At 71.6% G+C, this 24352-nt stretch carries 20 protein-coding genes; 16 read left to right on the forward strand and 4 right to left on the reverse strand.

Annotated features, from left to right (window positions below):
* Positions 1-42: 42 nt before the first annotated feature.
* Positions 43-441, forward strand: a complete 399-nt coding sequence (locus tag ABZT14_RS09245; RefSeq protein ID WP_356298919.1) for a DUF3040 domain-containing protein — start codon at positions 43-45, stop codon at positions 439-441.
* A 920-nt stretch (positions 442-1361) separates the two neighbouring features.
* Here the strand turns inward: ABZT14_RS09245 and ABZT14_RS09250 are convergent.
* The 4 genes from ABZT14_RS09250 to ABZT14_RS09265 form a co-directional block, all read right to left on the reverse strand.
* Positions 1362-3761 carry a transglutaminaseTgpA domain-containing protein gene (locus tag ABZT14_RS09250; protein ID WP_356298921.1) on the reverse strand — a complete coding sequence of 800 codons (2400 nt, stop codon included), beginning with the start codon at positions 3759-3761 and terminating at the stop codon, positions 1362-1364.
* A gap of 49 nt (positions 3762-3810) precedes the next feature.
* Positions 3811-5160, reverse strand: coding sequence for a DUF58 domain-containing protein (locus ABZT14_RS09255; protein WP_356298923.1), 1350 nt, complete (start codon positions 5158-5160; stop codon positions 3811-3813).
* Entirely contained in the window at positions 5160-6170 is a 1011-nt protein-coding gene (locus tag ABZT14_RS09260) for a MoxR family ATPase (protein WP_356299335.1), read from the reverse strand. The genes ABZT14_RS09255 and ABZT14_RS09260 overlap by 1 nt, the downstream gene beginning before the upstream one ends.
* Positions 6171-6308: 138 nt before the next feature.
* Positions 6309-6878 carry a carbonic anhydrase gene (locus ABZT14_RS09265; RefSeq protein ID WP_356298925.1) on the reverse strand — a complete coding sequence of 190 codons (570 nt, stop codon included), beginning with the start codon at positions 6876-6878 and terminating at the stop codon, positions 6309-6311.
* A gap of 442 nt (positions 6879-7320) precedes the next feature.
* On the opposite strand from ABZT14_RS09265, the gene rsmH reads away from it, so the two are divergent.
* The 15 genes from rsmH (at position 7321) to ABZT14_RS09340 (ending at position 24332) form a co-directional block, all read left to right on the forward strand.
* Complete coding sequence (rsmH, locus tag ABZT14_RS09270) at positions 7321-8295, forward strand: 16S rRNA (cytosine(1402)-N(4))-methyltransferase RsmH (RefSeq protein WP_356298927.1); 975 nt, start codon at positions 7321-7323, stop codon at positions 8293-8295.
* 40 nt (positions 8296-8335) lie between these two features.
* On the forward strand, positions 8336-8728 hold the full coding sequence (locus tag ABZT14_RS09275; RefSeq protein ID WP_356298929.1) for a septum formation initiator family protein: 393 nt from the start codon (positions 8336-8338) through the stop codon (positions 8726-8728).
* Positions 8729-8961: 233 nt separating this feature from the next.
* Positions 8962-11013 (forward strand): penicillin-binding protein 2, encoded by a 2052-nt coding sequence (locus ABZT14_RS09280; protein ID WP_356299337.1) that lies wholly within the window; start codon positions 8962-8964, stop codon positions 11011-11013.
* Between the two features lie 201 nt (positions 11014-11214).
* Positions 11215-12885, forward strand: a complete 1671-nt coding sequence (locus ABZT14_RS09285) for a UDP-N-acetylmuramoyl-L-alanyl-D-glutamate--2,6-diaminopimelate ligase (protein ID WP_356298931.1) — start codon at positions 11215-11217, stop codon at positions 12883-12885.
* The gene (gene murF, locus ABZT14_RS09290) at positions 12885-14315 is read left to right on the forward strand and encodes a UDP-N-acetylmuramoyl-tripeptide--D-alanyl-D-alanine ligase (RefSeq protein ID WP_356298934.1); all 1431 of its coding nucleotides are present in this window, start codon (positions 12885-12887) and stop codon (positions 14313-14315) included. Before ABZT14_RS09285 ends, murF begins: the two co-directional genes overlap by 1 nt.
* Positions 14312-15376, forward strand: coding sequence for a phospho-N-acetylmuramoyl-pentapeptide-transferase (gene mraY, locus ABZT14_RS09295; RefSeq protein ID WP_356298935.1), 1065 nt, complete (start codon positions 14312-14314; stop codon positions 15374-15376). Before murF ends, mraY begins: the two co-directional genes overlap by 4 nt.
* Before the next feature lie 71 nt (positions 15377-15447).
* Complete coding sequence (gene murD / locus ABZT14_RS09300) at positions 15448-16896, forward strand: UDP-N-acetylmuramoyl-L-alanine--D-glutamate ligase (RefSeq protein WP_356299339.1); 1449 nt, start codon at positions 15448-15450, stop codon at positions 16894-16896.
* 42 nt (positions 16897-16938) lie between these two features.
* Positions 16939-18312 (forward strand): putative lipid II flippase FtsW, encoded by a 1374-nt coding sequence (ftsW, locus tag ABZT14_RS09305; RefSeq protein ID WP_356298937.1) that lies wholly within the window; start codon positions 16939-16941, stop codon positions 18310-18312.
* A 6-nt stretch (positions 18313-18318) separates the two neighbouring features.
* Positions 18319-19413 carry an undecaprenyldiphospho-muramoylpentapeptide beta-N-acetylglucosaminyltransferase gene (gene murG, locus ABZT14_RS09310; protein WP_356298939.1) on the forward strand — a complete coding sequence of 365 codons (1095 nt, stop codon included), beginning with the start codon at positions 18319-18321 and terminating at the stop codon, positions 19411-19413.
* A gap of 16 nt (positions 19414-19429) precedes the next feature.
* Complete coding sequence (locus ABZT14_RS09315) at positions 19430-20263, forward strand: FtsQ-type POTRA domain-containing protein (protein WP_356298941.1); 834 nt, start codon at positions 19430-19432, stop codon at positions 20261-20263.
* Between the two features lie 239 nt (positions 20264-20502).
* Positions 20503-21729, forward strand: coding sequence for a cell division protein FtsZ (gene ftsZ, locus ABZT14_RS09320; protein ID WP_356298943.1), 1227 nt, complete (start codon positions 20503-20505; stop codon positions 21727-21729).
* Between the two features lie 12 nt (positions 21730-21741).
* Positions 21742-22476, forward strand: coding sequence for a peptidoglycan editing factor PgeF (gene pgeF / locus ABZT14_RS09325; protein ID WP_356298945.1), 735 nt, complete (start codon positions 21742-21744; stop codon positions 22474-22476).
* Between the two features lie 3 nt (positions 22477-22479).
* Positions 22480-23208 carry a YggS family pyridoxal phosphate-dependent enzyme gene (locus tag ABZT14_RS09330; RefSeq protein WP_356298947.1) on the forward strand — a complete coding sequence of 243 codons (729 nt, stop codon included), beginning with the start codon at positions 22480-22482 and terminating at the stop codon, positions 23206-23208.
* 147 nt (positions 23209-23355) lie between these two features.
* Positions 23356-23988, forward strand: a complete 633-nt coding sequence (gene sepF, locus ABZT14_RS09335) for a cell division protein SepF (protein ID WP_356298949.1) — start codon at positions 23356-23358, stop codon at positions 23986-23988.
* Positions 23989-24047: 59 nt separating this feature from the next.
* The gene (locus ABZT14_RS09340) at positions 24048-24332 is read left to right on the forward strand and encodes a YggT family protein (RefSeq protein ID WP_356298951.1); all 285 of its coding nucleotides are present in this window, start codon (positions 24048-24050) and stop codon (positions 24330-24332) included.
* Positions 24333-24352: the final 20 nt, after the last annotated feature.

The raw sequence follows: 24352 nt of genomic DNA on the forward strand, positions 1-24352 counted from the left end.
CGCGTCCCGGTCGCCCCCGCGACCGACGAGTAGGAGGACTCCGTGCCGCTCTCTGAGCACGAGCAGCGGATGCTCGAGCAGATGGAGCGAGCGCTGTACGCAGAAGACCCCAAGTTTGCGACGGCGCTCGAAGGAAGCGAGCTGCGCACGTACACCCGCAAGCGGGTCTACCTCGCGGTCGTGGGCTTCCTGGTGGGTATCGCGCTCCTGATGGTCGGGGTCGCGCAGATGATCTGGGTCAGCGTGGTCGGCTTCCTGGTGATGCTCGGCTGCGCGGTGCTCGCGGTCACCGGATGGCGTAAGGCGCCCAAACCGGGTGAGCGTCAGCAGGCCGAGCCGTCGGGACAGGGTGGAGGGCCCGCCTCCCCCCGACGTCCACAGCGCCGTTCGATGATGCATCGCATAGAGGAACGCTGGCAGCGTCGTCGGGACGATCAGTAGCCCGGTCCTTAGCGCCGCACCGGAGCCCAGCCGTGCCAAGCTCCTGACCTGTGGGGCCGTCCACCACTCGGTGGACGGCCCCACAGGTGTCTCCAGGTGTCGTAGCCGCCTCCCGGGACGCGCCCTCGCCCGTACGTCGTCGGGCCCCACGGGCCCACCGGGGTGCGGCACTTGAGCCCGTCCACCCGCCTCCCGGCCCGGTCCCGGTCGCCCTACCCCTCCTCGGGGATGCCCCGCGATCGTCCCGCTGGTCGGGGCTACGGCCGCGGCAGACCGCTCGTACGGCCCACCCACCGGTGGAGGGCCGCGAGGCTACGAGGTCGGGACGACGCCCCCCCCACCCCCGGGGGAGCACCGCCCCGAGGCGGACCCCGGACCGCGCCCCGGAGGGACCGAACCCGGCGAACGGCGGGAGTCGGGTCACCCCCAGGCCCTTCGGGTGGGCTTGTCCCATGGAGGGTCGGGGTGTGGGGGAGTGATGGGTGCTTCTTCGGTGGGGGTTACGGGACTTGGCCCGCAGGGCGCCTCCCGTGTTCGGTGGCCACCCGGGCGGGGTCACCACTGGTGACCGTCACGGGGTACGGCGCCCAGGGCGATCGGCACTCGACGGGGCGGAGCCCCCTTCAGGCGGGGGCCCGTCCTTGGCGGGGGTGGTGGCCGTCCCACGGGTCGGGGGAGTGCGCGTGGTGGTGATCCTTCGATGGAGCGGGGGCCCCTGCCGGAACCCGAGCCCGGCAGCCGCGACAGTGGGCGGACCGTCGGGGGGCGCGTGGTGGGTGGAGGTGACCGGCCCGCTCGGCCCGGGGCGCCGTGACCACCAGCGGCCGGGGCCCAAGGGGGAGCGGGGAACCGTCGGGGCGCACGCACCGAACGGGCCGCACGTGGGGGCCGCCCCGCCTCCCGGCGGGGCGGCCCCGGGGTCAACGGGCGGAGCGGGTACGCAGCACCCCGGTCCAGCGGGAGCGGAACCACTGACGCAGACCGCCGAGGGCGTCGGCCACCCTCCAGCGCACTCGTACCGAGGAGCGGGGGAACATCCTGGCCCGCAGCCGTACCCCACGGGGGGAGGAGGCGGCCAGCTCCTCGCGTACCCGGTGGACGTCCCGGGTCAGGTCGGGAACCTCGCCGACCTCCTCCGCGTAGAGGGCCCGCTCCACCAACAGGGCCAGCGCGTGCGCCCGTTCGGCCGCCGAGGGACCCAGCTCGCCGACCCGTACGATCCGGGCGGCGGCGCCCCGGGGGGTCTCGGCCGCGTCCGGTACCACCCCGAAGTCCCAGGCCGAGTCCACCACCTCACTCCAGGCCGCCAGCACCCGCTCGCGCGGGGTCCGGGTCTCGTCCCGGCTGGCCGCGAGCCGGGAGGCTCTCCGTCGCGAGCGCCACAGCATCGGTGACAGCGGTACCAGCAGCAGCAACAGCGCGGCCGAGGCCAGGGTCAGCGCCTGCCAGGGCGGGCCACCGCCACCCTGGCCGGAGTCCGGGGTGGGCGCCGCCGCCCCGCACTGGGGGTCGGAACGCTTCTGCTCCGCGGTGCAGTCGTCGGAGGCGGAGGGACGGGGCGCCGGTTGCTCGCTGTTCTCCGGGTCGGGCGCCGGACTCTCCGGGGTGTCGGGCTGGTCCGACTCGTCGGGGACGGTGTACGAGGGCACGTTGCCCCGGCTGGGCGTGGGTTCGAAGCGGGTCCAGCCCACGCCCTCGAAGTACAGCTCGGGCCAGGCGTGGGCGTCCTTGAGGCTGACCGCCATGCCGCCGTTGCTCTGCGGGGTGCCGGGAGTGAAGCCCACCGCGACCCGTGCCGGGATGCCCAGGGTGCGGGACATCGCGGCCATGGAGAAGGCGAAGTGGACGCAGAACCCTTCCTTCTGCTCCAGGAAGTTGACGATGGCGGCGCTGCCGCTGCCGGCGCGCACCTCGGTGTCGTAGGTGAAGCCGCCCTTGCTGGAGAACCAGTCCTGGAGGCGTACCGCCCGCTCGTAGTCGTTGTTCGCGTCCCTGGTCACCTGGCGGGCCCGGCGCTCCACGATGGAGGGCAGCGACTCGGGCACCGAGGTGTACTCCTCCAGCACCTGGCGCGGTGGCTGGGGGGCCTCGGCCAGCTGCTCGCGACTGGGGCGGACCTGGAGGCTGTCCACCTCGTACTGGGCGTCCCGGGTGGTCTGGCCCCGGTCGCCCACGAGGGTGCGGCCCTCCGGCTCGTAGCGCCAGCGGCCGTCGGTGCGGACCGCCTCCGCCGGGTACGGCATCGGCAGCCAGTTCTGCGCGTACCAGTCGGCCGAGCGGACCGAGGTGCGGACCTTCTTCGCCGAGACATCCGGGTCGAGGCCGGAGGGCGCCGGAAGGGTGCTGGGCAGGTCCACGATCCGCCGCTCGGACGGACGCCAGGAGGCCCCGTCGAACCGGTCCAGGGAGACGATCCGCAGGTACATGTCCTGGGTGCTCTCGGCGGTGGTGCGGTAGGTGAGGGCGACCCGGTCGTCCGACTGGTTGAGGTTGTCCTGGAGCGCCACCAGCGGGTTGACCGCGGATATGGTGCCGCCCTGTCCGTTCGACCCCCGGTCCTGGCGGGCGGCCTCCAGCAGCCCCCCGCCCAGGGAGGGCAGGGTCGCCGGCACCACCAGGGCGATGCCCAGGCTGAGCGCGCCGATACGGCGGCCGGTGCGTACCGGGGCCCGGGCGTGCCCGCCCACCCCGCCGGGCTGGTGGGAGCCGTAACGCGGATCGGGGCCGCCGCTGAACACCCGGCCCCACTGGGAGAGCCGCTCCCTGCCCTCGGCCAGCAGCAACAGCAGGTAGCCCCCGGCCGCGCAGAGGAACCACAGCCAGCGGGCGCCGCCCTCGAAGAGGCCGGCGGCCACCGAGTACAGCGCGAGCAGGGGCAGGCCGGCCGGTGCGGCACTGCGGTAGGTGACCGCCAGCATGTCCACCAGCAGCCCGACCAGCAGGATCCCGACGACCAGTATCAGCCGGATACCGGTGGTGGTGGGGGCGGGCACCGTGAAGCGGCTGATGTCGTCGGTGCCCTCGACCAGCAGCCAGTTGAGCTGCTCCAGGGCGTTCGGCCCGGGGATCAGGCCGAACAGGGCCTGTTCCCTGGCGAAGAAGAAGGTCACCAGCATCACCGACACCAGCAGCTGGACCAGTACGGTCAGCGGCCGGGCCAGCGGTATCCGTCGGGTGAGCGCGCCCACCACGGTCTGCGCGGAGAGCAGCAGCCCGACCTCGAACAGCCAGCTGGCCGGGGAGACCAGGGGCAGCAGGGAACAGGCCGCCGCCAGGGTGGCGATCAGCGAGCAGAAGGCCATCCGTGCGCGTCCGCTCATCGCGCCCGCCCCCGTTCCGGGGTGCGCGGGGCCGTGGGTGCTGTGGGGTTCATGGGTGCCCTCCCAGCGACGCGGCGCCCAACTGCGCGCCGCCACCGAGCTGTTGCCATAGTCGGGGCATCGAGGATCCGGCGACCACCGGCTGTACCTGCCAGCCCGCCTCGCGCAGCGCCCGCTGGGGGCTGCCGTCGGGCTCCCCGCCGGGGGTGAGCTGGCCGGTCCAGGAGGCCTCGTCCACGCAGAGGGCCAGCGCCCGGCCGGAGCGGCGGCGCATCCGGGCCACCACGCTGGCGTCCTCCAGGTCCAGTGTCCCGAGGAACGCCACCAGCATCCCGTCCTGTCCGCCGTCCTCGCCACCGCGCAGGGCCCGGTACGCGGAGGAGAGCTGCTCCTCCTCGGAGTGCCGCACCACGGCCAGCAGGTCCATGATCAGCCCGGCGGTGTCCGAGCCGTCGGCGAAGGTGCCCAGGGCGGCCCCTCCGATGTCGCCGGTGTCGGTGACCAGCCGTACCGAGTAGTCCCGTTCCAGCAGGTGCAGGCAGACCGAGGCGGCGGCGGAGACCGCCCACTCGAAGGGGGAATCGGGGCCGGCACCCACGTGGGCGTGGGCCCGGGTGTCCAACAGCACGGTGCAGCTGGAGCGTTGGGGCTGCTCCTCGCGGCGCACCATCAGCTCGCCGTAACGGGCGGTGGAGCGCCAGTGGACCCGTCGTACGTCGTCCCCGTGCTGGTAGCCACGGGGGATCACGTCGTCGTCCCCGGCCAGGGCCAGGGCGCGTTGGCGGCTCTCGCCGTAGCCGGAGTTCTCCCCGGACAGCCGTACCGGTGGCAGCGGCTCGGTGTGGGGGACCACGGTCAGCTCGCTGTGCCCCTGGAAGGAGCGGGCCAGCTCGACCATGCCGAAGGGGTCGGTCAGCCGCAACTGGAGCGGTCCCAGCGAGTACCGGCCGCGCATGTCCGAGCGGACCTGGTACGACACCTCGCGGTGTCCGCCGGGCTCCACCCGGTCCAGTACGAACCGGGGCCGGGGCCCCAGCACGTACGGCACCTGGTCCTGGAGCAGCAGCATCCCGGTGGGCAGCCGCGCGATGTTGTCCACCCGCAGCACCACCCGGGCCTCGGCGTGCGCGGTCACCCGGGTCGGGGTGAGGCTGCGGCTGCCGGTGACCCGGTCCCGGGTGCGGTGCAGCACCAGTGCGCACACCAGTGGCAGGGCGGCCAGCAGCAGGCCCACCCGCAGCAGGTCGGCCTGTCCCAGTACGTAGGCGCAGATGGCCGAGGCGGCGCCGGCGGCGAGGAAGGAGCGTCCTCGGGTGGTCAGCCCGGACAGCACGGCCCGGAACGAGCTTCGCGGACGAGGCCCGGGGGGCTGGTTCGGCTGGCTGTCCGTGGCCGTCATCAGTGCCCCCGCCCTCCCGGGTACTGCGGCGGCGCCCCGTCGGGGAACACCGGCGGCAGGGGGGTCTGGCGCACGATCTCGTCCACCACCTGCTCGGCGCCGCGTCGGTTCAGCTGGGCCTGGGCGGTCGGCAGCAGCCGGTGCGCCAACACCGGTACGGCCAGCGCCTGTACGTCGTCGGGCAGTGCGAACTCCCGTCCGGCCAGGGCGGCGGCGGCCTTGGAGGCGCGCAGCAGGTGCAGGGTGGCGCGGGGGGAGGCGCCCAGCCGTAGCTCGGGATGGTTGCGGGTGGCGGCGACCAGGGTGACCGCGTAGCGGCGTACCGCCTCGGAGACGTGGATGGCGCGTACCGCCTCCACCAGTTTGGTGAGGTCGTGGGCGTGGGCCACCGGCTCCAGGTCGTCCAGGGGGGAGGCGCCGCCGTGCACGTCCAGCATCTTCAGCTCGGCGGAGACGCTGGGGTAGCCGATGGAGACCCGGGCCATGAAGCGGTCCCGCTGGGCCTCGGGCAGTGGGTAGGTGCCCTCCATCTCCACCGGGTTCTGGGTGGCCACGACCATGAAGGGGTCCGGCAGCAGGTGGGTCTGGCCGTCGATGGTGACCTGGCGTTCCTCCATGGACTCCAGCAGCGCGGACTGGGTCTTGGGGGAGGCGCGGTTGATCTCGTCGCCGAGCACGATCTGGGCGAAGATGGCGCCGGGCTTGAACTCGAACTCGCGGCTGTGCTGGTCGTAGACGCTGACTCCGGTGATGTCCGAGGGCAGCAGGTCGGGGGTGAACTGGATGCGGCGTACCGAACAGTCCACCGAGCGGGCGAGCGCCTTGGCGAGCATGGTCTTGCCGACTCCGGGCACGTCCTCGATCAGCAGGTGGCCCTCGGCGAGCAACACCGTGAGCGACAGCCGTACGGCCTCGGGTTTGCCCTCGATGACGCGCTCCATCGAGCGCCGCACCCGATCCGCGGTCTCGCTGAGATCGCTGAGCTTCGCTCGTTCCTCATAGGTCGTCACCCGGCCCTCCTCGGCCTGTTCTGCCGGGTGGGTGACCGCCTGTCCCACTCGTCGGGACACGCGGGCACCCACCCGAAGTGTGCACGGAAACCAGCCGTGTGGTCTCACGTGCATTGTTCATGGCCGGAGGGCCTTACGTCACCGTTCCGTGGTGTTCCGCGGATCGATCTCTCTGAGTAGTCCGGTGGTCACGTCGAAGACGAACCCCCGTACGTCGTTGGTGTGGAGGAGGAACGGGGAGGTACGGACCCGCTCGATGGACTGGCGGACGTCCTGGTCCAGGTCCCTGAACGCCTCCACCGCCCAGGAGGGGCGCTGTCCCACCTCCAGCTCCAGCTCGTGGCGGAACTCCTCGGTGAGGTCGAGCAGCCCGCAGCCGGTGTGGTGGATCAGTACGATCGAGCGGGTGCCCAGAGCGCGTTGGCTGATGGTCAGGGAGCGGATGATGTCGTCGGTGACCACTCCGCCCGCGTTACGGATGGTGTGGCAGTCGCCCAGCTCCAGGCCGAGGGCCTCGTGCAGGTCGATACGGGCGTCCATGCAGGCGACCACGGCGACCTTCAGTCGGGGCCGGGCGTCTATGGCCGGGTCGACGAAGGTCTGGGCGTACCGGGCGTTGGCGTTGACCAGGCGGTCCGTCGTGGTGCCCTCGTGCCGACGGTCGCTGTCGGACGGGGAGGGCAGCGGCTGGGGCGCGGATATCGACATGTCACAGAAGGTACTCCGTGTGACCGCGTCCGTCGTGAGGTGAGGTCGGGCGAAACGGGACAGTGTCACCGATGTGAGCTAGCCCATACCGGTGGGTGACCGCCCGGACGGGAGACGGGAGGGAGCGCCTCCCGGACAGTTGTCGCGCGGTAACCGTGGTGATCCGGCCATCCGGGGTGGCGGCCGTGGGGCGGCCGGCCCGTCCAGGGCCGGCGAGTCGCGCCTCGGTGGTTGGTTGACCAAGGGGACGAGTGAACTAAAGTGACGCGAAGTGGGAGGCGTCGCCTCACGCTCCCTCGGACTCCCGAACTCCCCGTATCCGCAAGCCGGTACGGCTGCTGGGGCCGCTCCCACAGCTCGCCGGCGCCTGAAGCGGTGGGCGCTTCTCCGCCACCTGGGCGCCGCCTGGGGCGGTACCGAAAGAAGAGCGCGGGGGCACGAGATGAGCGCAGACCGTCCGGTGGACGACCGGCACCAGCCGGTGATGTTGGGGCGCTGTCTGGATCTGCTCGCTCCCGCCCTGGAACAGCCCGGAGCCGTGGTCGTCGACTGCACCCTGGGCCTGGGCGGGCACAGCCAGGCGATGCTGGAGCGGTTCCCCGGGGTGCGCCTGGTGGGCCTGGACCGCGACCCGCAGGCGCTGAAGCTCGCCGGCGAACGGCTCGCCCCCTTCTCCGACCGGTTCGACCCGGTGCACGCGGTCTACGACGAACTCCCCGCCGTACTCGACGACTTGGGGCTGCCCCGGGTCCAGGGCGTGCTGTTCGACCTGGGCGTCTCCTCGATGCAACTGGACGAGGAGGACAGGGGGTTCGCCTACGCCCGGGACGCGCCCCTGGACATGCGGATGGACCAGAGCCGGGGCATCGGCGCCGCCGAGGTCCTCAACACCTATCCGCCCGGTGAACTCGTACGCATCCTGCGGGCCTACGGCGAGGAGAAGCAGGCCAAGCGGATCGTGTCGGCCGTGGTGGCCGAACGGGCCCGGGAACCCTTCGACCGCAGCGAGCGGCTGGTGCGGGTGATCCGTGAGGCCCTGCCGCAGGCCGCCAAGCGCACCGGGGGCAACCCGGCCAAGCGCACCTTCCAGGCCCTGCGCATCGAGGTCAACGGCGAACTGACGGTGCTGGAACGGGCCGTGCCGGCGGCCGTGGGACGGCTGGCGGTCGGCGGACGGATGGCCGTGCTGTCGTACCACTCGCTGGAGGACCGACTGGTCAAGCGGGTGTTCGCGGCCGGCGCCCAGCACAGCGCGCCGCCCGGCCTACCGGTGGTCCCCGAGGAGTACCAGCCCCGGCTGGCCCTGCTGACCCGGGGCGCGGAGGAGGCCGACGAGGAGGAGGTCGCCGCCAACCGGCGGGCCGCCCCCGCCCGGCTGCGCGGAGTGGAGAGGGTCAGGGCGGAGGTCACCGGATGAGCCCCGCCCCGGTGCAGCCGGCCCACCCCGGAGAGCGGTCGTGAACGCCCAGGAGCGGCTGGCCCGGCTGGTGCCCTCGGGCGCCTCCTCCGCCGCCCGTACCCCCTTCGCCCTGCTGCTGGTGCTGATCATGGGCACCGGACTGCTGGCGCTGCTGCTGCTGAACTCCTCCCTGAACCAGGGGTCCTTCCAGAAGGACCAGTGGGAGAAGGAGACCAACGAGCTGACCGACGAACAGCAGGCGCTCCAGGAGGAGGTGGACCGCAAGTCCGCCCCCGACGCACTGGAGCGCCGGGCCCGCGAACTGGGTCTGGTCCCCGGTGGTGACCCCGCCTTCCTGTTCCCCGACGGCAGGGTGCGAGGCAGCGCGTCGCCGGCCCCCGAGGAACCGAAAGCGCCCAAGGAGCCCGAGGAAGAGAAGGAGAAGCCTTGAGCGAGCGCGACCCCGAACGCCGTCGGGTGCCCCGACCCCAGCGCGCCGGGCGGGGCGACCCCTCGGACCGCCGAGGCTCCCGGGGGAGCGGCGCGGGAGGGGGGCGCTCCCGGGGCGGTGACCGTGACGCCCGTGCCCGTGACAGTCGGGAGGCCCGCGAGGAGCGGAGCGGGCGTGAGCCGGGGGGACGGCCCCGGGGTGGTGACCGTGGCGCGGACGGCGGACGGCCCCCGGTGGGCCGCCGCCCGCGCGGCCAGGGAGGAGCGGACCGCTCCGGTGGCTCCCGCCAGGGACGGTACGAGGGTGGGGGCGCCGAGCGCCCCGGCCGAACCGGTCGACCGGCCCCCGGACGACGGCCCGCCAGGGCGGTCCGCCGTGGTGGCGGTACCGGGGGGCGACCTCCGCGCCGCCCCCGCGCGGCCACCCTGCGGCTGGCCAGCCCCCGGCCCCGACTCCGGCTGGTGGGGCTGGCGTTGGGCATGGTGATGCTGCTGTTCGTGGCCCGGCTGCTCCAGGTGCAGGCGGTGGACGCCGACTCGCTGGCCGACAAGGCCACCGTCAACCAGCAGATCACGGTGCCGCTGGCCGCCGAGCGGGGCACGGTCACCGACCGTTCCGGCACCGCCCTGGCCACCACCGTGGACGCCTACGACATCACCGCCGACCCGCTGCTGTTCACCCGGGAGCAGACCGACATCGGCGACGCCCCGAAGCGGGCCGCCGCCCTGCTGGCGCCGATCCTCGGGGAACCGCGCAAGGAACTGGCGGCCAAGCTGTCCCGGAAGAAGACCCGTTACGTGGTGCTGGCCAAGCAGCGCACCCCGCAGGCCTGGCGGCAGATCAAGGACCTGAAGCGGACCCTGGCCGACAAGCAGGCCGCGGCGGAGGCCGCCAGCACGGGGAAGAAGGGGTCGGGCCCGCGCCCCAGCGAGGTCAACGTACTGGCCGGGGTCTACCAGGAGAAGCACCCCAAGCGGGTCTACCCCAACAGCCAACTGGCCGCCGCCGTACTGGGGTTCGTCAACTCCGAGGGCAAGGGGGCCGGCGGCATAGAGTCCCTGCTCGACAAGGAGCTGGCCGGCCGGAACGGCAAGGTCACCTACGCCCAGTCCGGGGGCCGGCAGGTCCCCACCGCCGGGGTGCGGGAGCAGCCGGCCCAGCCCGGCACGGACGTGGAGCTGACCCTCGACCGGGACATCCAGTGGTCGGCGCAGAAGGCGATCACCGAGCAGGTACGCAAGTCGAAGGCGGACCGTGGCTACGTGATCGTGCAGGACACCCGTACCGGGCAACTGCTGGCCATGGCGAACGCCCCCGGCTTCGACCCGGAGGACCTGACCGGCGCGCGGGGCGCCGCCCTGTCCAACCCCGCCCTGGAGGACGCCTACGAGCCGGGCTCCACCAGCAAGCTGGTCTCCATGGCGGCCGTACTGGAGGAGGGCAAGGCCACCCCGGAGACCGCCGTCACCATCCCCAACCGGCTCCACCGGGCCGACCGGGCCTTCGCCGACGACGTGGACCACCCCACCTGGCACCTCACCCTCAACGGGGTGCTGGCCAAGTCCAGCAACATCGGCACCATCCTGGCCACCGAGCAGTTGGCCAAGGACCAGTCACGCAGCAACCGCGTGCTGTACCGGTACCTCAGCCGCTTCGGGGTGGGGAAGCCCAGCGGGCTGGGCTTCCCGGGGGAGACCCAGGGGCTGCTGGCCAAGCCCGAGGACTGGTCGGCCAGCCAGCAGTACACGATCCCCTTCGGCCAGGGGCTCTCCCTCAACGCCGTACAGGCCGCCTCGGTCTACTCCACGATCGCCAACGGGGGGACCCGTATCCAGCCCTCCCTGGTGCGCGGCACCACCGGCGCGGACGGGCAGTACACCCCCGCCGAGGAACCGGACAGGAAGCGGGTGGTGAGCGGGAAGACCGCCCGCACCCTGGCCCGGATGCTGGAGTCGGTGGTCGACGACATGGAGGGCACCGGCACCACCGCCAAGATCCCCGGCTACCGGGTGGCCGGAAAGACCGGCACCGCCAACCGCGTCGACCCCGAGACCGGCAGCTACCGGGGCTACACCTCCTCCTTCGCCGGCTTCGCCCCGGCGGACAAGCCCCGCGTGACCGTCTACTGCGCCGTACAGAACCCCAAGAAGGGCAGCTACTTCGGCAGCGACGTCTGCGGACCGGTCTACAAGCAGGTCATGAAGTTCTCCCTCAAGACCCTGCAGATCGCCCCCACCGGAGCCAAACCGGCCAAGCTGCCGGTCCTCGCCAAGCCGAAGCGGTGAGCCGTGGTCCGGCACCCACGGTCCCGGACCCGACCCCGCCTCCACAGCCCCCAGGGCCCGCCAGAAGCCCGACCACCGGAGCACCTCGTGAACCCCTACACAGCCGATGACCAGCCAGCGCCCCAGGAGGCGACCGGTTCCGCATCACCCTCGTCACCCTCACTTAGCGACCCGGGCGGTACGCCCGGTACGCTCACCGCCGTGCCACAAGCTGATCCCCACTCCTCCGAGCGCCCCGACCGGGGGAACTCCCCGGTGTCCGCGGCCCTCCCCCCGGGCCCGCCGAGGCCCGAACGGCTGAGCCCGGTGTCCGTACGGACCCTCGCCGAGCAACTGGGCGCCCAGGCGCCCGACACCGACGCCGAGGCCACCGGCATCACCCACGACTCCCGTGCGGTGCGCCCCGGTGACGTCTACGCGGCCCTGCCCGGCGCGCGCTTCCATGGCGCCGACTTCGCCGCGCAGGCCGCCGACCTCGGCGCGGTCGCCGTGCTCACCGACCCCTCGGGCGCCGAACGGGCCGCCTCCACCGGGCTGCCGGTGCTCAGCGTGCCCGACCCCCGAGGCCGGATGGGGGCCCTGGCCGCCACCATCTACGGCGAACCCGGGACCGACCTGCTCCAGATCGGCATCACCGGCACCTCCGGCAAGACCACCACCGCCTACCTGGTCGAGGGCGGACTGCGGCAGGCCGCCCGGGAGGGCGACAAGAAGCTCACCGACGGGGACGACCAGCTGCCGGCGGAGGCCAGGACCGGTCTGATCGGCACCGTGGAGTCCCGGGTCGGTGACCAGCGCATCAAGTCCGAGCGCACCACCCCCGAGGCCACCGAACTCCAGGCGCTGTTCGCCGTGATGCGGGAGCGCGGGGTGCGGGCGGTGGCCATGGAGGTCTCCAGCCACGCCCTGGTGCTCGGCCGGGTCGACGGATGCGTCTTCGACATCGCGGTGTTCAACAACCTCAGCCCCGAACACCTGGACTTCCACCCGGACATGGAGGACTACTTCCGGGCCAAGAGCCAGCTGTTCACCACCGCCCGCTCCCGCCTCGGCGTGGTCAACTTCGACGACGAGTACGGGTTCCGGCTCATCAGCGAGTCCGAGGTACCGGTCACCACCTTCTCCGCCGAGGGCCACCCGGACGCCCACTGGCGGGCCGAGGACGTCGAGGTGGGCCGGCTGGGGTCGACCTTCACCGCCGTCGGGCCCGACGGCCAACGGGTACGCGCCGCCGCCCCCCTGCCCGGACCGTTCAACGTGGCCAACGCCCTGGGCGCGATCACCGCCCTGGTGGTGGCGGGCATCGACCCGCAGACCGCCGCCGACGGTGTCGCCTCGGTCCCCGGGGTGCCCGGCCGGCTGGAGCGGGTGGACGCCGGCCAGGACTACCTGGCCGTGGTCGACTACGCCCACAAGCCGGACGCCGTGGAGTCGGTGCTGTACGCGGTGCGCAAGGTCACCGACGGCAAGATCCACGCCGTACTCGGCTGCGGAGGGGACCGCGACCCGCACAAGCGCACCGCGATGGGCGCCGCCCTGGCGCGGCTCGCCGACACCGCGGTGCTCACCTCCGACAACCCCCGCACCGAGGACCCGCTCGCCATCTTGGCCACCATGCTGGCCGGTGCCGCCGAGGTCCCCACCCACGAGCGCGGCACCGTGCTGGTGGAGGAGGACCGGGCCTCGGCCATCGCCTCGGCGGTGTCCCGGGCCGAACCCGGCGACACCGTACTGGTGTTGGGCAAGGGCCACGAGTTGGGACAGGACCTGGCCGGCGTGGTCCGGCCCTTCGACGACCGGGTGGAACTGCGCGAGGCCATCAAGCGCGCCCCCCGCCACCTCCCCGCACACCCCAGGGACGACCAGGACTGATGCTGCCTCTCACACTCGCCGAGATCGCCGACGTCGTACAGGGGAAGCTCGACGGTGACGCCGACCCCCGAAGCCGCGTCACCGGGCCGGTGGTGATCGACTCCCGCGAGGTCGCACCGGGCGGGCTGTTCGCCGCCTTCCAGGGTGAGCGGGTCGACGGGCACCGCTTCGCCCGGTCCGCCGTGGAGTCCGGGGCGGTGGCCGTACTCGCCACCCGCCCGGTGGAGGCGCCGGCCGTCCTGGTGCCCGACGTGGAACGGGCCCTCGGCGCGCTGGCCCGCCACGTGGTGCGGAAGCTGGGCACCCATGTGGTGGCGCTGACCGGCTCCTCGGGCAAGACCAGCACCAAGGACCTGATCGCCCAGCTGCTGGAGCGGTGGGCCCCCACGGTGTGGACCCCCGGCTCCCTCAACAACGAGATCGGCCTGCCGCTGACCGCGCTGCGGGCGGACGCCGACACCCGGCACCTGGTGCTGGAGATGGGCGCCCGGGGTGTGGGCCACATCCGCTACCTCGCCGAACTGACCCCGCCCCGCATCGGGCTGGTCCTCAACGTGGGCACCGCGCACGTGGGCGAGTTCGGCGGCCAGGACCGGATCGCCCAGGCCAAGGGCGAGTTGGTGGAGGCGCTGCCACCGGCCGAGGAGGGCGGGGTGGCCGTCCTCAACGCCGACGACCCCCTGGTGCGGGCCATGGAGTCCCGCACCCGGGCCCGGGTGTTGCTGTTCGGTGAGTCGCCCCAGGCCGACGTACGTGCCGAGAATGTCCGGCTCACCGAGCAAGGACAACCTGCCTTCACCCTTCGCACACCGGCCGGGTGCGGCGACGTGACGATGCGGTTGTACGGTGAGCACCACGTGTCGAACGCGCTCGCCGCGGCGGCCGTAGCCCATGAGTTGGGTATGCCCACCGAGGCTGTCGCCACGGCGCTCTCCGAGGCGGGCACACTCTCCCGCTGGCGGATGGAGGTCACCGAGCGCGCGGACGGCGTCACCGTGATCAACGACGCCTACAACGCCAACCCCGACTCCGTACGGGCGGCGCTGCGCGCTCTGGTCGCCATCGGCGGTCAGCACTCGGACCGGGGGGATGGGCGAGGTCGGCGTACCTGGGCGGTACTGGGCGAGATGGCGGAGCTGGGCGAGGAAGCGCTCGCCGAGCACGACGCGGTTGGGCGGCTCGCCGTCCGGCTCAACGTCAGCAAGCTCGTGGCGGTCGGCGGCCAGGAAGCCGCCTGGCTGGACATGGGCGCCAAGAACGAGGGTTCGTGGGGTGAGGAGTCGGTGCACGTGTCCGACACGGAGACGGCGATCGAACTGTTGCGAGCGCAGGTGCGCCCGGGGGATGTCGTACTGGTGAAGGCCTCCCGGTCAGTGGGCCTGGAACGGGTGGCGCTGGAACTTCTTGAGGGCGAGGGCCAGCCCCGATGAGACAGATCCTCTTCTCCGGGGTCATCGGCATGTTCCTGTCGCTGATCGGTACCCCGTTGCTCATCAAGCTGCTCGCCAAGAAGGGCTACGGGCAGTTCATCCGGGACGACGGTCCCCGTAACCACCACAGCAAGCGCGGTACCCCGACCATGGGCGGCATCGCGTTCATCCTGGCCACGATCCTGGCCTACCTGCTGACCAAGCTCCTCACCGGCAGCGAACTGTCGTTCTCCGGCGTGCTGGTGCTCCTGCTGTTCGCCGGCATGGGCGTGGTGGGCTTCCTCGACGACTACATCAAGATCGTCAAGCAGCGCAGCCTCGGCCTCAGGGCCAAGGCCAAGATGGCCGGCCAGCTGATCGTCGGTGTCACCTTCGCCGTCCTGGCGCTCAACTTCCCCGACGCCAGGGGCCAGACGCCCGCCTCCGACAAGCTGTCCTTCACCCAGGACTTCGGCTGGTCGCTCGGGCCGGTGCTGTTCGTGGTCTGGGCACTGTTCATGATCCTGGCCATGTCCAACGGCGTGAACCTCACCGACGGCCTGGACGGACTGGCCACCGGCGCCTCGGTGATGGTCTTCGGCGCCTACACCTTCATCTGCGTCTGGCAGTACCAGGAGTCCTGCGCCAACCGGCTCACCGCCGGCCCCGGCTGCTACGAGGTACGCGAACCCCTCGACCTGGCGGTGGTGGCCGCCGCACTGATGGGCGCCTGCTTCGGCTTCCTGTGGTGGAACACCTCGCCGGCCAAGATCTTCATGGGGGACACCGGCTCGCTGGCCCTGGGCGGCGCCCTGGCCGGTCTGGCCATCGTCTCCCGCACCGAGCTGCTCCTCGCGGTCCTCGGCGGACTGTTCGTGCTGATCACCATGTCCGTGGTGATCCAGGTCGGCTCGTTCCGGCTGACCGGCAAGCGCGTGTTCAAGATGGCCCCCCTCCAGCACCACTTCGAACTGAAGGGCTGGAGCGAGGTGTTGGTGGTGGTCCGCTTCTGGATCATCCAGGGTGTCTGCGCCATCGTCGGCATCGGCCTGTTCTACGGCGCCTGGGCGGCGGCGAAGTGACCGACTCCACGCCCACCGCGCACGAGCGGTCCCCGCACGAGCAGCCCTCGTACGAGGAGACCGCCGCCCACCTGGCCGGCCTCCGGGTCACCGTGGCCGGACTCGGGGTGTCCGGGGTGCCGGCCGCCCGGGCCCTGCTGGACCTCGGCGCCGAGGTGACCGTGGTCAACGGCTCCGACACCCCCGCCGCCCGGGACCAGGCCACGCCCCTGGAGAAGGCGGGGGCGACCGTACGGCTGGGCGACGACCGCCAGCTGCCCGACGGCGCCCAACTGGTCGTCACCACACCGGGTTTCCGGCCCGACAGCGCCCTGTTCCAGGCCGCCGAACAGGCCGGGGTACCGGTCTGGGGAGACGTCGAACTGGCCTGGCGGCTCCGCCGTCCCGGGGCGCCGCCCTGGCTCGCGGTCACCGGTACCAACGGCAAGACCACCACGGTGCGGATGCTGGCCGAGATCCTCCGGGCGGCCGGACTGCGCACCCACGCGGTGGGCAACATCGGGGTGTCCCTGGTCGACGTGGTCGCCGGCCAGCCCCCGTACGACGACCTGGACGTCCTCGCGGTCGAACTGTCCAGCTACCAGCTGCACTGGGCGCCCAGCGTGCGCGCCCACTGCGGCGCGGTGCTCAACCTCGCGCCCGACCACCTCGACTGGCACGGCTCCATGGAGGCGTACGCCGCCGACAAGGGCCGGGTCTACGAGGGCAACCAGGTCGCCTGCGTCTACAACCTCGCCGACCCCGCCACCGAGGAACTGGTGCGCCGGGCCGACGTGGTGGAGGGCTGCCGTGCCATCGGCTTCACCCTCGGCAGCCCCGGCCTGTCCCAACTCGGCCTGGTGGACGGCATCCTGGTCGACCGGGCCTTCGTCCCCGACCGCCAGCACCAGGCGCAGGAGCTGGCCGAGGTCGGCGACATCCACCCCCCGGCCCCGCACAACATCGCCAACGCCCTGGCCGCCGCCGCCCTCGCCCGGGCCTTCGGGGTGCCGCCCCAGGCGGTACGGGACGGGCTGCGGGCCTTCCGCCCCGACGCCCACCGGATCGCCGAGGTCGACACCGTCGCCGGGGTGACCTACGTGGACGACTCCAAGGCCACCAACACCCACGCCACCGAGGCGTCACTGGCGGCGTACGACCCCATCGTGTGGATCGCCGGCGGACTGGCCAAGGGCGCCACCTTCGACGACCTGGTCCGGGGCGCCGCCGCCCGGCTGCGCGGAGCGGTGCTGATCGGCGCCGACCGGGCGCTGATTCGCGAAGCGCTGGAGCGACACGCGCCCGAGGTACCCGTGGTGGATCTGGACCGCACCGACACTAAGGCGATGGCCGAGGCCGTGAGGGAGGCGGCCCGGCTGGCCCGACCCGGCGATACGGTGCTGCTGGCACCGGCATGTGCCTCCATGGACATGTTCGCCAACTACAACAAGCGCGGCGAGGCGTTCGTGGCGGCGGTCGGCGAACTGGCCGACCAGCCGGAACCGACCGCCGACTCCCACCGGACCGACGAGGAGCGGTAACCCACCGATCCCGGCGAGCACCGCGCGGAGTGGAGGGGAACGATGCCTCGATCGGCGACCAACGCCCCGCGGCCCGACCGCGAGGCCCGGCGTACGCGCCCGCAGCGCTCACCGCGCCTACAGCGCCCCACCGCCCCCTCCGCCCGACCCCCCAGGGACCTGGGACCGGTGGGACGGCTGGGCCGGCGACTGCGCCGGGCCTGGGACCGGCCGCTGACCGCCTACTACCTCATCCTCGGCGGCAGCGCGCTGATCACCGTGCTCGGTCTGGTGATGGTCTTCTCCGCCTCCCAGATCCAGGCACTCCAGTCCGGGCTGTCCTCCACCCACTACTTCCGCAAGCAGCTGGTGGCCGCCGTACTGGGAGCACTGCTGCTGTGGGCGGCCACCAGAATGCCCATCGCCCTGCACCGCGCCCTGTCCTACCCCCTGCTGATCGGCTCGGTCTTCCTGATGGCGCTGGTCCAGGTCCCCGGCATCGGCCAGGAGATCAACGGCAACCAGAACTGGCTCTCCCTCGGTGGCCCCTTCCAGCTCCAGCCCAGCGAGTTCGGCAAGCTCGCCCTGGTGCTGTGGGGTGCCGACCTGCTGGCCCGCAAGGGCGAGAGGAACCTGCTGACCCAGTGGAAGCACATGCTGGTCCCCCTGGTACCGGCCGCCATGCTGCTGCTGGGGCTGATCATGCTGGGCGGCGACATGGGCACCGCCATCATCCTGACCGCCATCGTGTTCGGGCTGCTGTGGCTGGCCGGCGCCCCCACCCGGATGTTCGCCACGGTCCTGGGCATCGCCGCCGTACTCGCCCTCATCCTCATCCGCACCAACCCCAACCGCATGGCCCGGCTCTCCTGCCTCGGCGCCACCGACCCCGGCCCCAGCGACAGTTGCTGGCAGGCCGTGCACGGCACCTACGCCCTGGCCTCCGGCGGCTGGTTCGGCTCCGGGCTGGGCGCCAGCGTGGAGAAATGGGGTCAACTACCCGAACCCCACACCGACTTCATCTTCGCCGTGACCGGTGAGGAACTGGGCCTGTCGGGGACGCTGTCGGTGTTGGCCCTGTTCGCCGCTCTAGGCTATGCGGGTATCCGCGTGGCCGGACGTACGGAGCAACCCTTCGTCAGATACGCCGCGGGAGGGGTCACCACCTGGATCACCGTCCAGGCGGTCGTCAACATCGGCGCCGTACTGGGCCTGCTGCCCATCGCCGGCGTACCCCTGCCGCTGTTCTCCTACGGAGGGTCGGCACTGCTGCCCACGATGTTCGCCATCGGGTTGCTGATCGCCTTCGCCCGTCAGGACCCCGCGGTGCGGGCGGCTCTGGCCGTGCGGCAACCCACCCTCGGCCGGAGGCGGTTCGGGACGGGAAGGAAGACGACGCGACGGACCGCCGGGAGGCGGCCGTACGGAGAGCGGTGAATTTCGGTGCATGTGGTACTCGCCGGTGGTGGCTCCGCCGGTCACGTCGAGCCGGCGCTCGCCCTGGCGGACGCCCTGCGCAGACGGGACCCCTCCGTGGGGATCACCGCACTGGGCACCCAGCGCGGGTTGGAGACCCGGCTGGTCCCGGAACGCGGCTACGACCTGGAGCTGATCCCGGCCGTGCCGCTGCCGCGCAAACCCACTCCCGAACTCATCACGGTCCCCGGCCGGTTGCGCCACACCATCAAGGAGGCCGAGCAGATCCTGGAACGGGCCAAGGCCGACTGCGTGGTGGGCTTCGGCGGCTACGTCGCACTGCCCGGCTACCTGGCCGCCAAGCGGCTGGGCATCCCCATCGTGGTGCACGAGGCCAACGCCCGCCCCGGCCTGGCCAACAAGATCGGCTCCCGGTACACCCGGTTCGTCGCCGTCTCCACCCCCGACAGCAAGCTGCGCCACGCCCGCTACGTCGGCATCCCGCTGCGCCGCTCCATCGCCACCCTGGACCGGCAGGCCAGCCGGGCCGAGGCCCGCGCCGCCTTCGGCCTGGACGCCGGGCTGTCCACCCTGCTGGTGGCCGGCGGTTCGCAGGGTGCGCGGCGACTCAACGAGGTGGTGCAGCAGGTGATTCCGCACCTGCGCCGCTCCGGCGTCCAGGTGCTGCACGCGGTCGGCCCGAGGAACGAACTGCCACACGTCGAGCACATGCCGGGTATGCCGCCCTATGTGCCGCTACCGTATGTCGACCGGATGGACCTCGCCTACGCGGCGGCGGACATGATGCTCTGCCGCGCCGGGGCGATGACCGTGGCCGAACTGTCGGCGGTCGGACTGCCGGCGGCCTACGTGCCGCTGCCGATCGGCAACGGTGAGCAGCGGCTCAACGCCCAGCCGGTGGTCAAGGCCGGCGGCGGACTGCTGGTGGACGACGCGGAGCTGACCGAGGACTGGGTCAGGTCCCAGGTGCTCCCCGTGCTCACCGACCCGCACCGGCTGGTCGAGATGTCGCGCGCGGCGGCCGAGTTCGGTCGGCGGGACGCCGACGAACTGTTGGTCGACATGGTCCACGAGGCGATCGCGGCACGCCCGGGGGCGTGAGAGGAGCAGGCGGACAGTGAGCCGGTCATCGGGTCCCGGACGTGTGGTCGACCAGGACGAACCGACGTCACCCCGGCCGGAGGACGGCCCCGGGCCGGGGCGCCCTCCCCGCCGCCTCTTCCGGGGCCGACCCCGGCCGAGCCGACGTTCGCGAAGGCTGCGGCTGCTGGTGCTGCTCCTCGCCCTGGCCGTACTCCTGTCCGGGGGAGGTGTCTGGGCGCTGTACGTCTCCGACCTGTTGCGGGTGGAGAAGGTCGGGGTGGACGGCACCCGCGTACTCACCGAGGCCCAGGTCCGCGAGGAGGCCCGGGTGCCGTTGGGTACGCCGATGGCCTCCCTGGACAAGGGCGCCATCGAGAGGCGGCTCAGGAAGGCCCTGCCCCGGCTGAGGGAGGCCGAGGTGGTCCGTGCCTGGCCGCACGGGGTGGGGCTCAAGGTCACCGAGCGCACACCGGAGTTGCTCACCCGCTCCGGGGAGCGCTACACCGAGGTGGACGCCGAGGGCGTGCGCTACGGCCACCGGGACAAGCCGGTGCGGGGCGTTCCGCTTCTTCGTATGGAGCCCCGCGAGGTCAGTCTCCGGCACTACGGTGCCGCCGGGCTGCGACGGGAGGCGGTACGGGTGGCCTCCACCCTGCCTGATTCCGTTTCAGGGCGGGCCCGGACCGTGGTGGTGCGCTCCTTCGACGATATTTCCCTGGAGTTGTCCGGCGGGGTCACGGTGCGGTGGGGAAGTTCCGAGCGGCCCAGAGCGAAGGCCGTCGCCCTGGCCGCTTTGCGCAAGGCCACCCCGAAGGCCCGTCACTTCGACGTCAGCGTGCCCAGCGCCCCCGCCTCATCAGGGAGTTGACGCACGTACGTGCAGGCCAGCACCCTGGATGACCACCCTCGTGCCTGATCACATAGGGTGAAAGGAAAAACGGGAGGTTCGGCGTGTTCGTTGAACACCCACTGTTCGCCGCCTTAGTGTCCTTGCGAAGAATCAAAGGAAGAACGGGCACTGGTGACCCTAAACTTCACCGTTAGGGTTTGGGGTGGCGAACGAACCGCCCCACAGGGATACGTAACTCGAGGCGAGAGGCCTTCGACGTGGCAGCACCGCAGAACTACCTCGCAGTCATCAAGGTCGTCGGAATCGGCGGCGGCGGCGTCAACGCCATCAACAGGATGATCGAGGTCGGTCTCAAGGGCGTCGAGTTCATCGCGATCAACACTGATGCGCAGGCCCTGTTGATGAGCGACGCAGATGTCAAGCTCGACGTAGGCCGTGAACTCACCCGTGGCCTTGGCGCGGGAGCCAACCCCGACGTGGGGAGGAAGGCCGCCGAGGACCACCGCGAGGAGATCGAGGAGGTCCTCAAGGGGGCCGACATGGTCTTCGTGACCGCGGGCGAGGGTGGTGGTACCGGCACCGGCGGCGCACCCGTGGTCGCCAACATCGCCCGCTCGCTGGGCGCCCTCACCATCGGTGTGGTCACCCGCCCCTTCACCTTCGAGGGGCGCCGTCGCGCCAACCAGGCGGAGGACGGCATCGCCGGCCTGCGGGACGAGGTGGACACCCTCATCGTCATCCCCAACGACCGTCTGCTGTCCATCTCCGACCGCCAGGTCAGTGTGCTGGACGCCTTCAAGTCGGCCGACCAGGTGCTGCTGTCGGGTGTCCAGGGCATCACCGACCTCATCACCACCCCCGGCCTGATCAACCTGGACTTCGCGGACGTCAAGTCCGTGATGTCGGAGGCTGGTTCGGCCCTGATGGGGATCGGTTCGGCCCGGGGGGACGACAGAGCGGTGGCGGCGGCCGAGATGGCCATCTCCTCGCCACTGCTGGAAGCCTCCATCGACGGTGCCCGGGGAGTGCTGCTGTCCATCTCGGGCGGTTCCGACCTCGGCCTGTTCGAGATCAACGAGGCCGCCCAGCTGGTCAGCGAGGCCGCGCACCCGGAGGCGAACATCATCTTCGGCGCGGTGATCGACGACGCCCTGGGCGACGAGGTACGGGTCACGGTCATCGCCGCCGGCTTCGACGGTGGACAGCCCCCCTCCAAGAGCCGCGACAAGGTGCTCGGCTCCTACTCCAAGGACGAGGGCGGGAGTTCGACCACCCGTTCCTCGGCCACCGAGGAGACCGAGCGCCCTTCCTACGGCGGTCTGGGCAGCCTCCCCACCCGTGAGGAGGAGCCGCCGGCCGAGCCCGAGCCCGCGCCGGTGGCCGAGAAGCCGGCCACCCCCTCCAGCACTCCCCACGTGCCTCCGGCCCGTCCGTACCAGGACAGCCCGGCCGAGGAGCTGGATGTGCCGGACTTCCTCAAGTGAGCCAGTGCTGAAGTGATAGCCCAGCACCACATCGTCAGCGGCGCCCACTTCGCCACCACCGACCGGTGGGGCGGGGTGAGCGCCGCTCCGTATGACAGCCTCAACCTCGGTGGCGCCGTCGGTGACCCGCCGCAGGCCGTACACACCAACCGTGCGCGCGCCGCCCACGCCCTGGGTCTGGAACCCGGACGTGTGGTGTGGATGAACCAGGTCCACGGCCGCGAGGTCGCCGTGGTCCAGGCCCCCTGGGGCGAGGACCCGGTGCCGAGCGTGGACGGTCTGGTGACCTCCCGCCCCGGCCTGGCGCTCGCCGTACTCACCGCCGACTGCGTGCCGGTGCTGCTCGCCGACCCCGAGGCGGGAGTGGTGGGCGCGGCCCACGCGGGGCGTCCGGGACTGGTCGCCGGGGTGGTCCCGGCCACCGTGGCGACCATGTTGGAACAGGGGGCCCGGGCGGATCGCCTGGTGGCCCGCATCGGCCCCTCGGTCTGCGGTTCCTGTTACGAGGTGCCCGCCGCGATGCGCGAGGAGGTCGTGGCGGCGGCCCCGGACAGTGGAGCCACCACCTCCTGGGGCACCCCGGCCGTGGACGTCGCGGCCGGAGTGGCACGGCAGTTGACCGACGCCGGGGTCACCTCGGTGGAGCGTTCCGGGGTGTGCACCCGGGAATCCGGTGACTTCTACTCGTACCGCCGGGACCGCGTCACCGGACGGTTCGCTGGTTACGTCTGGCTGGGGGGTGTCTGAGCGGTGGGGGAGACCGACTGTCGGAGACGGCAACTTGAGGAGAACCTCGACCGGGTCGAGGCCCGGATCGATCGGGCCTGTTCGTCGGCCGGTCGTCCGCGTTCCGAGGTGCGGCTGATCGTGGTCACCAAGACCTACCCGGCCAGCGACGTGCGACTGCTGGCCGAGCTGGGCGTACGGGACGTCGCGGAGAACCGCGACCAGGAGGCCTCGGCCAAGCACGCGGAGTGCGCGGACCTCGGTCTGCGGTGGCACTTCGTCGGTCAGTTGCAGACCAACAAGGCGCGTTCGGTGGCGAGTTACGCGGACCGGGTGCACTCCGTGGACCGCTCGCGGCTGGTGACGGCGCTCTCCGGGGCGGCGGAGCGGGCCGGACGTGAGATCGGTGTGCTGCTCCAGGTCGCCCTTGACGCCCCCTCAGGTCCGGTCGGTGAACGGGGAGGTGCCCGTCCCGACCAGGTGCCGCGACTGGCCGACCAGGTGGTCGAGGCGTCGTCGCTGCGACTGGAGGGTGTGATGGCGGTGGCACCCCTGGAGGGAGAATACGCCGGCCGGCCCGCGGAAGCCTTCGCTCAGCTTTCGGAAATCTCAACCACCCTGCGTACGCGGCATCCTGCTGCCACCATGGTGTCCGCGGGGATGAGCGCCGATCTGGAGGAGGCCGTGGCCGCCGGGGCGACACATGTGCGTATCGGTAGTGCGGTACTCGGAGTCCGCCCACACCTCGGGTAACGTCGCCAAGCGAGTGGGACCACAGCAGAAAATATGGTCATTTCCGTAGAAGGCGGATTGGCCTCGTGGATTCAAGGCCACTGGTGAAGGAGCCTGGGGCGCCCCGCCGGAGGCAGGGGACCCACCACAGAGCGGAGGACGCAGAGCATGGCCGGCGCGATGCGCAAGATGGCGGTCTACCTCGGCCTCGTGGAGGACGATGGGTACGACGGCCCGGGGTTCGACCCCGATGACGAGTTCGAACCCGAACCCGATCCCGAGCGGGACCGCCGTCGCCACCAGGGCGAGCAGTCCCAGCATCCCCCCCACCAGTCGGAGCCCGAGGAGCCGGTGCGGGTAGCGCAACCACCGGCCCAGCGGGAGCGCGAACAGACTCCCACCCCCAGTCCGGAAAGTGGACGAGTGGGGAGGATTGCTCCCGTGTCTTCCATCACACCTGACCGCCATAACCTGGAGAAGAACGCACCGGTGATCATGCCCAAAGTGGTGTCCGAACGGGAGCCCTACCGCATCACGACGCTGCACCCACGGACCTACAACGAAGCCCGTACCATCGGGGAACACTTCCGCGAGGGCACTCCCGTGATCATGAATTTGACGGAGATGGATGACACGGACGCCAAACGTCTGGTCGACTTTGCCGCGGGCCTCGTGTTCGGTCTGCACGGCAGCATCGAGAGGGTGACACAGAAGGTGTTCCTCCTGTCTCCTGCTAACGTCGATGTCACGGCGGAGGACAAGGCCCGTATCGCAGAAGGCGGGTTCTTCAACCAGAGCTGAGACGTGGAGTCGAAGGCACACGCCGAGGAGAGCGGCATGAAGGGGAGAGGGAAGCGTAGATGAGAACGGCACTGGATGTGGTGCACATCGCGCTGCTGTGCTTCCTGCTTGTGTTGATCTTCCGGCTGGTGATGGACTACGTCTTCCAGTTTGCCCGTTCGTGGCAGCCTGGGAGAGCGATGGTGGTCGTCCTGGAGGCGACCTACACTGTCACCGATCCGCCACTGAAGCTCCTTCGGCGGTTCATTCCGCCGTTGCGCTTCGGGGGTGTGGCGCTCGACCTGTCCTTCTTCGTGCTGATGATCATCGTCTACATCCTGATCTCGATCGTGCGTGGGCTGTAGGACGATGCGGGCCTGTCGAT

It is taken from the genome of Streptomyces sp. NPDC005438 (genome assembly GCF_040606315.1).
GTDB lineage: Bacteria > Actinomycetota > Actinomycetes > Streptomycetales > Streptomycetaceae > Streptomyces.